The organism is Mucilaginibacter sp. Bleaf8, from assembly GCF_018390515.1.
In the GTDB taxonomy this organism is placed as follows: domain Bacteria; phylum Bacteroidota; class Bacteroidia; order Sphingobacteriales; family Sphingobacteriaceae; genus Mucilaginibacter.
Window position 1 is genome coordinate 112,175 of the sequence record NZ_JAHBBK010000002.1, and the last position, 11,735, is coordinate 123,909.

Below are 11,735 nucleotides of genomic sequence, written 5' to 3' on the forward strand. Positions count from 1 at the left end.
CGAATTTCGAGGTGTTTTGACGGCTGTTTCCTGAGTTGGTATTGTAATAATTTTATGTCGAATAACCTTTCTGCCAAAGAGAGTGCAAAGCATTATCAAACATTTTGACATCTTTAACCTTACAACAAACATTATGCTTCGCCTTATTCTGTTAATCGTATTGCTACTGATTTCAATACTGGTAGTTTTTAATGCGCCTACTTATCATTTGTGGATGCTGGCTATTATGGCGGGCGAGTATTCACTCATCTTTATTGGTGGTACAATGTTGCTGCTGCTTTCGGGCTGGTGGGTAGGGAAGTACCGGCTGGCCGGCACCTTGTTTGGCGTAACTGCGCTTCTGTTGTTTTTATGGCCTATAGTGAGCGCCTGGCGTATAGGTAAAACGCTGCCAAAGGAAATGGATAAGGCTTTGCTATTATGTGGCGCGCCAGCCGCACAACCTTTACCAGCGCCATTCACTTTTGGCCGGTTGTTTAAAAATGCCGACCAACAATCGTATAAAACCGTGACTTACGTAAGTTATCCCGATATAAGTTTAACGCTTGACTATTATGTTGCCGCTGCAAAAGGTAAGCGGCCATGCGTGGTGGTTATTCATGGCGGCTCATGGAGCAGCGGCGATAGCCGGCAGTTGCCCGAGTTGAATACATATCTGGCAAAAGCCGGTTATCAGGTGGCCAGCATCAATTACCGGCTGTCGCCAAAATGGAAAAGCCCCGCCCCTGTGCAGGATGTAGACGCGGCTTTAACCTATCTGCGCAACCATGCAGATGAGTTGCAAATTGATATCAGCCAGTTTGTGCTGTTAGGCCGTTCGGCCGGGGCACAGGTAGCCTTACTGGCTGGCTACACTTTGCCACATGCGGGTATAAAAGCGGTTGTTGATTTTTATGGCCCGGCAGATATGGTTTGGGGTTATTCCGTTCCGGCCAGTAAACTGGTGATGGATTCGCGCCGGGTAATGGCCAACTATTTGGGCGGCTACTACCCGCAGGCACCGCAAAATTATGCAGCTAGTTCACCCATTGAATTTGTGAACCGCCAAACCGTACCTACGCTCATCATCCATGGGGGCAATGATGTGCTGGTTGCTTATGAGCACAGCCGGCGGCTGGATGCCAAATTGCAAAGCAACGGCATACCGCATTATTGGCTACAGCTGCACTGGGCCACCCATGGGTTTGATTATCATCTGAATGGGCCGGGCGGGCAATTGTCTGCTTATGCTGTGAATCGCTTTTTGCAATCGGTGGTTAAATAGCTATATCTTAAAGGCGGGTTAAAACATTTTTGGCGGTAGTTTATTGTTTAGTTATTAACCATAGCCACTAATTGTATGAAATATGCATTCATTATCGGAACCAGTGTCTTTATAAGCGAGCAGCCTACGGTTAGCTATGCGGATGCTGATCAACGTATCGAATTTTTAAAAGTCCTTTCACCATACAGTCATCATGATAGCAGAGCCGATCATTTGCTTGCTGTAGATGCTAATGTTAATTCGACTGATGACGAAGTGATCGGTATCACCAATAATCAGCCACAGGTAGGTACCAATATCATGATCAAATCTGACGACAAGCGTATTGGTTTTTACCGCGATGCCAACCACCATCCTATACTGGAAGTTCATCAACTGGACGAAAGCGATGTGGCCGGCCTTTCAAGCCATATTGTAAACGAGATTGCAGCACAGCAACCGGGTGCCGTATTTCACATTAAAGGTGATTTCAGAGTAGGTGGTCACCGTATTTTGATCGAAAACGAAAAGTATTTTGTAGATGGCGATGATTATGCCAATGGTGTAACATCTTCACATCAGGGAGTAGTACTTGTACCATACGGTGTTTTAATTTAACAGCAAGTACATTACTACTATACTCCTTAAAACCGCGATTAGAACATCCTTAAAGTTCTCTTCGCGGTTTTTTTATATTATTATTTCGGCCATTTTGACAATATAATTATATTTATAGAGTTAAAAAACTACACACGATACAGTCAAATGGCAAAGAAAAAGAGTTTCCGGTGGTCGGATGAGAGCGAACCACACAAGCAGCGTACTAAATTTATCATTAAAGAACATCCAGAAATACGGCAGTTAATAGGCCGCAATCCTTATACTTTCCTGGTAATTGCGTTTTGTGTAAGTTTACAGGTAGTAATGGCCTGGGTACTTAGAGATGCTGCCTGGTACTGGAATGCATTAGCCGCTTATTGCGTTGGCGCGTTTGCCTGCCATAGTTTGTTTGTTTGTATTCACGAGTGTTCGCACAACCTGGTGTTCAAAAACAAAACGCTTAATATATGGGCTGGTATCTTCGCCAATTTACCGCTCATGATGCCAAGTTCGGTATCTTTCCAAAAATATCACTTAAAACACCATACCTATCAAGGGGTAGAGGCTATGGATGCCGATATGCCATTCAGATGGGAAGCTAAGCTGATCAATAATTCTACTTTCGGCAAGGCTATGTGGTTGTTGTTTTACCCTATATTTCAGGCGCTACGTCCGTTCAGATTAAAAGAAATTAACCTGATTGATGGCTGGACCATTGTAAACTGGGTAGTTGAAATAGCATTTGTAGCTACAGTAGCTTACTTTTTTGGTGGTATGGCTGTACTGTATCTGATGTTGAGCTTTTTCTTTTCGGTAGGTTTACACCCGCTTGGCGCACGTTGGGTACAAGAGCATTTTCTTACTCACGGCGAGCAGGAAACCAAAAGTTATTATGGCCGCCTGAATGTATTTAACCTGAACGTAGGTTACCACAATGAGCACCACGATTTTCCATCAGTGCCCTGGAACAACCTGCCTAAGTTAAAAGCAATGGCTAACGGTCATTATGACAATCTGGGCTATCATACCTCCTATACCCGCTTACTGTTCGAGTTTTTGTTCGACAGGGAATTGTCTGTATTTTCACGTACAGCCAGATCTAACCGTGGTAAAATTGGTACGCCTAAATACAAAGATGCACCGGTTGCACCAGAGGCAAATGTTTCAGCAGTATAAGTTTACATCAATATAAATACGAAAGCCGGCATACTCCATGTATGCCGGCTTTCGTATTTAATGTTATATTTTTATTAGTCGCAGTTGCCATCTATGTCGCAAGCAGGGCCTTCAATAACTTGTAAACCTGCCGGCTGCTGTTGCTGCCACTCGCTATAAGCGGTAACCAGTGTGCTGAAAAACACTTCGGAAGCCTGCGCACCTGATACGGCATACTTGTCGTTCATTACAAAAAAGGGTACAGCCCTGATGCCTAAACGCTCGGCTTCCTCAATATCCGCATACACCTTGTCGGTGAAAGCTTCACTTTCCAGCGCTTGCTTTACTTCCTGGGCATCTAAGCCCAAGTTAACGCCCAGGCTTATCAAAGTATCCGTATCGTCAATGTTTTTGCCATCGGTAAAGTAAGCTTTAAAGAGTTGTTCTTCGGCAGCATCGCCCAAGCCATGTTGTTTGGCCAGGTGGCTAAAGCGGTGAGCCTTAAAACTATTGGCTACAATGGCTTGGTCAAAATTGTACGTTAACCCGGCTTGTGCAGCCATTTCGGTTACCTGGCTGTGTACTTGTTTAGAGTAGTCCAGCTGCCAGCCTTTGCTATCAGCCAGTGATTGATAGATATTAACCTCGGTGTTGGTTTTTAGTAAAGGGTTAAGCTGAAAGCTTTTCCATTCAATCTTAATCTGGTCTTTAAAATCAAAAGAAGCTAAAGCCTGCTCAAAGCGGCGCTTGCCAATGTAGCAAAACGGGCACATTACATCCGACCATATTTTTACTTTCATTTTTGTTCAATTTTGCGGTGTAAAGCAAAAATAGGGGATAGGCTATTGTTGGGCAACTATACTCAGTTATGTTGCGAAGGCATGACAGTGGCTATGATGTGTACAAGTGATGATCCGCGAGCTACTTTTGTGGTATGGGGTAATGATAAATAGCTGCTTTGGCTTTTTCGCTGATGGTGTAGTAGCTTTTGCCATCGGGTGCAAAGCCAATAGCTTCGCCCTGCGGTTCCTGCTCATAAGGTAATTCCTGCGGCTTTTGCTGCATGGCCTGCCAGGCGGGCTGACCCGGTGTGCGTTTCCAGTAATAAACTTTGGCGTAGCTCTTCAATAAAATCTGCGAACCATCTTTGGCAATATCGCCCCCTACAATCCATTTGAGTGGCTGCAAGCCTTTAAAGTGCAACTGGCATTGCCGGGTTAAAGTTACCGTATCTTTATCCTGGTAATTAAGTGGTGCGGTATAAACGTTTACGGAGCCACGCCGTTTGGATACAATGTACAACAGCTTATCTACCGGGTCAACCATCATGGTTTCTGCATCTTTAGGGCCGTCGGGATATTTTAAATACAGTTGTGTAGCATGTAGGTTGATCGAGCTATCGGTTAAGGCAGGTTCGGGTATGCGATACACCGTGATATGCTTGCGTAATGCATTGTTGTCGCCAATGTCGCCCACATAAACGTAGCCTTTACCAGCCTGCGGACCGGGGCCTACGGCAATGTCTTCGCAATCCATCACGCCAAAGCGGCCTTTACCGGCCGATTCACCTTTGTAATAATAAGTGCCCTTTAACTGCCCCTGCGGGTTAATGGCAAAAAAACGACTGGTGTCGCCGCTGTCATTATGAATATAATAGATGTCAGGATGTGTCCACGATGCTGCCACGCCCGATGTTTCATCCAATATTGCAGACTGCAGGTGCCCGCTTATTAAGCCTTTATCTTCGCCTTTCTTTTGTGCATAAGCCGCCAGTTCCAAAATGAAAATCAGGATGGGCAACAGCAATCTCTTTTTGCGCAGTTTATTGATCAGCATAACGTTATAACGCAAAAGTAATGGTTTTGATATGATGTTAATATTAAATTAGTGTATTTGATAATGATTTTGTAATAAGCGATTGGTTTGTTTGAGAGTTTGTTGGCTGTGCAATGGCGTGAGCAATCGTTTACTTAAAGTCATTATATGCAGCTTAGCTTGTACATGTGAGCAATCAGCACTAATTTGTCGGCATGCGCATACCCGATATATCGACTCACATGGTAAAAAAGCGACTTCTAATCGTCGCTATATTGGGCGGCATAATGGTTGCATTAAATGTTGCATCGCATTTTCCTGATTTTATAGAGCAGTATTATTCACGTCGTTTCTACCCGGTTATTGCCAGCTTATTGCATGCCTTGCTGAACTGGCTGCCGTTCAGTTTAGGTGATATCGGCTATGTGCTTCTCATTGTATGGTTAGTATATGCGCTTATAAGATCTGTGGTGTGGCTCGTTAAAAAGAATTACCGCTTGGCTACTTACACGTTTCTGAAAGTAGTGGTGGTATTACAGCTTGTTGCTGTAATGTTTTATAGCTTTTGGGGCCTTAACTATTTCAGGCCGCCTATAGCGCAAACCGTTTACCGGCAAGATACCAGTTACACGCTTACCGACCTGAAAAATGTAACTGCGTTGTTGATTGACAGCGTAAACGCCAGCGCCGCTGCCTTGACACCGGCCGACAGGCAGCAAAGCAATACAGACATATACCAGCATGCTGTTTTGGCCATTGGCCAAGTAGGCCGACAAGAGCCGGCCTTTTTGGCTCGTTACCCGCATGTAAAGCCTGCTATGTTTACGCCGGCGCTCAACTTCATGAGTACTTTAGGCTACTATAATCCCTTTACAGGCGAAGCGCAGATGAATTACCAGATGCCTGTTGTGAACAAGCCGGTAACCTGCTGCCACGAAATGGGGCACCAGATGGGATACGGGCGTGAGGATGAGGCGAATTATATAGGCTTTGTGGCAGGTGTTGAATCGGGCGACAGGTTGCTGCGTTACTCGGCCTATTACATGGCAGCAGTAGAGTTTTTACATCATCTTCGCCAACGCGATTCCGTATTGCAAAAACAATACAAGCAACGCTTATCACCCATAGTAAAGGCGGATATCAAAGCAGATAGAGCCTACTGGACCGGTTTTGAAAGCAAGGCAGGGATATTGAGTGCTTTGTTGTACGACCATTTTTTGAAAGCGAATAACCAGCCAGCCGGGCTGTTTACCTACAATCAGATGATCAGGCTAACGATGGTTTACTATAAGCACCGTAGGCCCGGGCTGTTTGGAAAAGCAGCTAAACAGCCTTAGTTAGCTGTTTTTTACCAGAATGCTTTCAATAATATATGCCACATCCTCAAACTTATCGGTTGTTCTTTCCAGGGCGGCATATATTTCGCCATATTTAATTAGCTGAAATATGTCTGTTTCCTCGGCATTCAATGAGGCTACTGCTTTGTCGTAAATATTGTCGGCGTTATGCTCCAGTTGTTTGATATGATTGCAGCTTTGGGTAATAGTTTCGGCATCACGCAAATTGTGTAATGAGCGTACGCATCTCTCCAGTTCGTGGCTGGCTTCTACTATCACTTCACAAAAGTCTTTAATTGGCGTAGTGATATTGTCAATGGTATATAAATTGATCCGCCGGGCCGAGATGTCGATATAATCAGACACGTTTGATAATGCCGTAACCAATGCATACATGTCATTACGCTCAAACGGCGAAATAAGCGATTTGCCAGATACAGCATATACCTGGCGCTTTAACTCGGCTGCTTCATTTTTGTAACGGCTAATCTGGCTAAAGTAGGTGTTTTGCCCTAATACCATGTTTTTGCTCACGGCTTCGTGCAGCAGTTTAGCCATATGGGTACTGGTTGTAGCCGCCTTGTTGAATAAGCCATAAAACATCTGGTTGTTATCAGGCAGCATCTGTCCAAAAAAAGAAGTTTTCATAGGTGAAATTTGAGTAATGGCTTAAATATAAAATTTTATCAACATAATGTTAAATAATTGAAAATGTGTTAACATAATGTTAATACATAATTATAAATATGTTAACTTAATTTTGCGCCATGCCAAAAGACGATTTACCCACTTACGCTATTGTTGAATTGCTGATCCGCCTGTCTGAGTTTAATGCACAAATTGGTAACTATAAAGACCATAGTACACATGACGGTGGCGTGGTGGTACTCACAAGCCGGGGGCATATCAACTTTCCGCGAAGCATCGTTATGCAACAGTTTAATGATCCTGAAATGATAACCCGCGGCGAGTTGCTCTCTATTGCTGATACCTTTAAAAAAGCTTAAGTGAAGTTTGTTTACAGCGCGTAAAAGATGATTGAACTACCGGCACCAGTATATTGGGCCGGTAGTTTTGTTTTTAAAGGTGATGATTATAAGTAAGGAGGCATGGCAGCCTTGTCATAATCCCGACAAAATATTGTACAGATTATCACTTTAGATGTACAAAATAAAACCAAACGGCCGTTTTGCATATTTACACACAGCAAGCCGTTAGCTGTACAAATGAACATATCATTCTTATCAGTTATCTTGCACAAGTTACTACCTTAGTGTAACCTTTTATCTTTTGCTATGAATTATCAAGAAACGCTGGATCGCGTAAAGCAGTACGTGCTTTCATACTACGCCGGTCAGGATACCAAAATGCTGGTTTATCACAACCTTACACATATACAGGAAGTAGTTAAATCGGCTACCCAAATCAGTAATCATTACCAGCTGAATGACCGGGATTTCTTTATCGTAATTGCCGCGGCCTGGTTTCATGACACCGGCTACTTTGTAAACATGCAACAGCATGAAGAAGAAAGTGCCCGCATTGCCGAAGGGTATTTGCGCTCCGAGCATATAGATGAGGCCATTATTACCGAAGTTAAGGGCTGCATTATGGCAACCAAAATGCCGCAAGCACCAACGGGTTTGCTGCAGGAAATTATTTGCGATGCCGATTTGTTTCATTTAGGCACCGATACCTTCAGCGATAAGAATAAGCTGATGCGCAAAGAGTTTAATACCGTGTTTAACCGCGATATGAGCAAGCACGACTGGCGCCAGAAAACCATTCGCTTTTTAGAGAGCCACCATTACCATACCGATTATGCCCGGCTGTTGTTGGATGCCGGTAAGGTACGTAACGTGCAGGCGCTAAAAGATAAAGAGGCTGCATGGCAGGCCGAATTACAGGCCGCACCTGTGGTGGAATCAAAGCCGGAATCTAAATTGCAATCGCAACCGGTGCAAAATGCACCGCAGGCCGTAGCCGAAGCCACCAAAATATACCAGGAAAAAAAGGTGGATAAAAAAGAACGCCCCGAAAAAGGTATTGAAACGATGTTCCGGGTAACATCAAGCAATCACCAGCGCCTGAGCGATATGGCCGATAACAAGGCGCATATCATGATTACGGTTAACTCCATTATTCTATCAGCCATTATCAGTTTGCTGTTGCGCCGGTTGGAAGATTATAGTTACCTGATCATACCAACTGCCATTATATTATTGGTAAGCCTTACCACCATGGTTTTTGCCATATTGGCTACCCGTCCATCTTTGCCACCGGGTACATTTACTCGCCAGGATGTGGACGAGAAAAAGGTAAACCTGCTGTTTTTTGGTAACTTTTACCGCATGAGCCTGCAGGACTATATCGCCGGTATGCGCGATGTAATGGCCGACCGTGAGTTTTTATACGGCAGTCTTATTATCGACGTATACTCGCAAGGCATTGTGTTGGGCCGCAAGTACCGCCTGCTGCGTGCATCGTACAACATTTTTATGTTTGGCCTGATTATATCAGTGCTTGCTTTCATCGTAGCATCAGTTATTAACGGAAACGGACATTAACAGCATCCCTTATGCAACCTCAGTTTTTTAACCGTGATTTAAGCTGGCTTACCTTTAACGGGCGGGTTTTGCAGGAAGCTGAAAACCCAGCCGTACCCCTGCTCGACAGGATTAGTTTCCTGTCTATCTACTCTTCCAATCTGGATGAGTTTTACCGGGTGCGCATGCCGGTGCTTAGGGCGTTGGAAAAGCTACATAATCGCAATCATAAAGCGGTAAACATAGAGGTGCAGGCCAATGCTTATCTGCAGGCGCAGAACTTGATACAGGTTCAGCAGGAACGTTACGGCCAGATTTTGCGCGAAGAGATTTTGCCTCAATTACAGCAAAATCATATCCAGCTGCTGTATAACCTGCCCTTGCCCCAAGAGATCAGGCAGGATGTAACCGACTATTTTTTAGGTGAAGTGCTGGCCTTTTTGCAGCCTGTTGAAATTACAGATGAAAGCCGTTTTTTTCCTGAAAATAATAAGCTCTACTTTTTGGTGCTGTTACAACAGGATGGCAAAGAGAAACTGATGGCAGTCAATATCCCGTCAGATGAATTGCCACGCTTCCACACGGTAGGTGCCGGGGAGGAAACCTATATTGTTTTTCTGGACGATGTTATCCGCTATCATTTAGATAAAATATTTACAGGTACCGTTACCGGATGCTATAGCTTTAAGGTAACCCGCGATGCTGATTTAGACATTCAGGATGAGTACAACGTTGACCTGGCCGAGGCGGTAGAAAGGCAATTGAACAAGCGCGACTTTGGCCTGGCTACCCGCTTTTTGTACCAACCGGGCTTACCATTGCGAGCCCTTAACATCATAGCGCAACTATTTAACCTGAAGGATGGTAGCCTGGTGGCCGGTGGCATGTACCACAACCTGCGCGACTTGTCATCATTCCCGGTTAAAAACCCGGCGCTGTCAGCACCCAAGTGGCCGGCTTTGCGACCTGGCGCTTTAAAACTGGAGCAATCATTACTTGACAGCATAGGCGAGCGCGATTTTATTTTGCACCCGCCGTATCAGGATTACCATGCCGTACTGCGTTTTTTTAACGAAGCAGCCATTCGGCCCGATGTGCAGGAAATTTACGTAACCCTATACCGTGTAGCCAGTGATTCCAAAATTGTAAACGCCCTGATAAGCGCTGCAAAAAATGGCAAGCAGGTACATGTAATGATTGAGCTGAAGGCCCGTTTTGATGAGGCCAACAATGTAAAGTGGGCTAAAAAGCTAAAGGCCGCGGGGGCAAAACTCATATACAGCGTTACCGCGTTAAAAGTACATGCCAAAATAGCATTGGTAAAACTGGCTTCGGGCGAGCGTACGCAATACCGGGGGTTGCTGGCTACAGGCAATTTCAACGAAAATACCGCCCGCTTTTACACCGACCATGTGCTGTTTACGGCCAGGCACCATTTACTGCGCGAAATGGAGCTGCTGTTCCTGTTCTTGGCCCGGCGTGAAAAGCCGTCGGCTGCTGATTTGATTCCGTTTCAGCATTTGCTGGTAGCGCAGTTTAATTTGCAAAAGCGCTTTCTGGAACTGATAGACGAAGAGATTGCTTTAGCCCGGCAAGGCAAGCCGGCCTACATCCACATCAAGATGAATAATCTGGAAGAGGAGGTGCTGATTAATAAACTTTACGAGGCATCACAGGCCGGGGTGAAAATTAAAATGCTGGTGCGCAGTATTTGCCGCCTTATACCCGGTGTACCCGGCATGAGCGAAAATATCACAGTAACCCGCATCATTGACCGCTACCTGGAACACGGGCGCATATTTGTGTTCGGTAACCAGGGCGAACCTAAAATATACATGGGTTCGGCCGATTGGATGAACCGCAATGTATACCACCGCATAGAGGTTTGTTTCCCGGTAGAGGATACTAATATACGTGAAGAAATGCTGCAGCTGCTGGACCTGCAACTGCGCGACAATCAACAAGCTGTGCGCATTGACGAACAACTTAACAATATTCCTGTTGAAGATAATAATGCACCCGTGCGGTCACAGCAGCAGATCTATGAGTTGCTGAAAAGCAAGCCGGGAAACTGATTATCATTAAAGAGTATAAACTATATGATTAAAACTGCTATTGCCCCTTTGTTGGCTATCGTTATTGGGATGACAGGTATTTCCTCTTGTGGACAGAGTAACCAGCAGGTATATAAAAGTCCGGTGGGGTATAACTTTCGCGAGCCAGAACGCCACGGTATGCCCGAGGATTTGCTGGAAATATCGGGCATAGCTTTTAATAAACTGGATTCCAAAACCGTTTATGCCATACAGGATGAAGACGGCCGGTTGTTTTATGGCAGGGTAACTGCGCCAAAGTTTCAGAAAACCAAATTTGGCAAGCACGGCGATTACGAGGATATAGCCATCTGTAACGACCGTGTGATTGTGCTGAAAAGTAATGGCAAGCTGTATGAGTTTCCGCTAAGCGAAATCAATGGCCCCGAAGTAGCCAATGTACGGGAGTTTGATGATCTGTTGCCACCTGGCGAATATGAGAGTATGTATGCCGATGAGGCAACCAAAAAAGTATACGTGCTTTGCAAAAACTGTGATGACGAAAAAACGTCACAAAGCAGTTCGGGCTATATCTTTAACCTGCAACCCGATGGCAATTTACAGGCTGCCGGTAATTTCAAGATAGAAGTAGACCAGATAAAACAGATAACCGGCGATAAAAAAATCAAGTTCCGCCCGTCGGCTATGGCACTGCATCCGCGCACCAAGCAATGGTTTATCATATCGGCCGTAAACAATCTGCTTGTAGTTACCGATGCAAACTTTCAGGTTAAGGCAGCTTATACTACAAATTCCAAACATTTTAGGCAACCTGAGGGGATGGCTTTTAATAAACGGGGCGATTTATTTATCTCAAACGAGGGAGATGAGTTAAATAAAGGTAATATTTTAGAATTTCAGTATTTCCCCAACAAAAAGTGAGGTAGTTAGTTGTAAATTCGTTGTTCTAATCAAATCTTAATGATTGATTTGCCTGAGGCAATCT

The 11,735-nt window shown here is 44.6% G+C and carries 11 protein-coding genes; 8 read left to right on the forward strand and 3 right to left on the reverse strand.

Annotated elements, in window-relative coordinates:
• Positions 1-133: 133 nt before the first annotated feature.
• From KHS38_RS09425 to KHS38_RS09435, 3 genes are all read left to right on the forward strand, one after another.
• Positions 134-1,264, forward strand: coding sequence for an alpha/beta hydrolase (locus KHS38_RS09425; RefSeq protein ID WP_213488314.1), 1,131 nt, complete (start codon positions 134-136; stop codon positions 1,262-1,264).
• 75 nt (positions 1,265-1,339) lie between these two features.
• Positions 1,340-1,861: a hypothetical protein gene (locus KHS38_RS09430; RefSeq protein WP_213488315.1), complete on the forward strand. Its 522-nt coding sequence runs from the start codon at positions 1,340-1,342 to the stop codon at positions 1,859-1,861.
• A gap of 147 nt (positions 1,862-2,008) precedes the next feature.
• Positions 2,009-3,019: a fatty acid desaturase gene (locus KHS38_RS09435; RefSeq protein ID WP_213488316.1), complete on the forward strand. Its 1,011-nt coding sequence runs from the start codon at positions 2,009-2,011 to the stop codon at positions 3,017-3,019.
• A 74-nt stretch (positions 3,020-3,093) separates the two neighbouring features.
• Here the strand turns inward: KHS38_RS09435 and KHS38_RS09440 are convergent, their stop codons facing one another.
• Together KHS38_RS09440 and KHS38_RS09445 are read right to left on the reverse strand one after the other, a co-directional pair.
• Positions 3,094-3,798 (reverse strand): DsbA family oxidoreductase, encoded by a 705-nt coding sequence (locus KHS38_RS09440; protein WP_213488317.1) that lies wholly within the window; start codon positions 3,796-3,798, stop codon positions 3,094-3,096.
• Positions 3,799-3,919: 121 nt separating this feature from the next.
• Positions 3,920-4,834 (reverse strand): hypothetical protein, encoded by a 915-nt coding sequence (locus KHS38_RS09445; RefSeq protein ID WP_213488318.1) that lies wholly within the window; start codon positions 4,832-4,834, stop codon positions 3,920-3,922.
• Between the two features lie 221 nt (positions 4,835-5,055).
• Here KHS38_RS09445 and KHS38_RS09450 point away from each other — a divergent pair, with 221 nt between their 5' ends.
• Positions 5,056-6,150 (forward strand): DUF3810 domain-containing protein, encoded by a 1,095-nt coding sequence (locus KHS38_RS09450; protein ID WP_213488319.1) that lies wholly within the window; start codon positions 5,056-5,058, stop codon positions 6,148-6,150.
• On the opposite strand, the gene KHS38_RS09455 is transcribed toward KHS38_RS09450, so the two are convergent.
• Positions 6,151-6,798, reverse strand: a complete 648-nt coding sequence (locus KHS38_RS09455) for a DUF47 domain-containing protein (protein WP_213488320.1) — start codon at positions 6,796-6,798, stop codon at positions 6,151-6,153.
• Between the two features lie 119 nt (positions 6,799-6,917).
• On the opposite strand from KHS38_RS09455, the gene KHS38_RS09460 reads away from it, so the two are divergent.
• The 4 genes from KHS38_RS09460 to KHS38_RS09475 all read left to right on the forward strand — a co-directional run bounded on the left by KHS38_RS09460 (position 6,918) and on the right by KHS38_RS09475 (position 11,671).
• Positions 6,918-7,157, forward strand: coding sequence for a hypothetical protein (locus tag KHS38_RS09460; protein WP_213488321.1), 240 nt, complete (start codon positions 6,918-6,920; stop codon positions 7,155-7,157).
• A gap of 288 nt (positions 7,158-7,445) precedes the next feature.
• A complete protein-coding gene (locus KHS38_RS09465) occupies positions 7,446-8,717 on the forward strand; it encodes a Pycsar system effector family protein (protein WP_213488322.1) in 1,272 nt (423 codons plus the stop codon).
• A gap of 11 nt (positions 8,718-8,728) precedes the next feature.
• Positions 8,729-10,771 carry a polyphosphate kinase 1 gene (ppk1, locus tag KHS38_RS09470; protein WP_213488323.1) on the forward strand — a complete coding sequence of 681 codons (2,043 nt, stop codon included), beginning with the start codon at positions 8,729-8,731 and terminating at the stop codon, positions 10,769-10,771.
• 24 nt (positions 10,772-10,795) lie between these two features.
• The gene (locus KHS38_RS09475) at positions 10,796-11,671 is read left to right on the forward strand and encodes an SdiA-regulated family protein (protein ID WP_213488324.1); all 876 of its coding nucleotides are present in this window, start codon (positions 10,796-10,798) and stop codon (positions 11,669-11,671) included.
• Positions 11,672-11,735 lie beyond the last annotated feature (64 nt).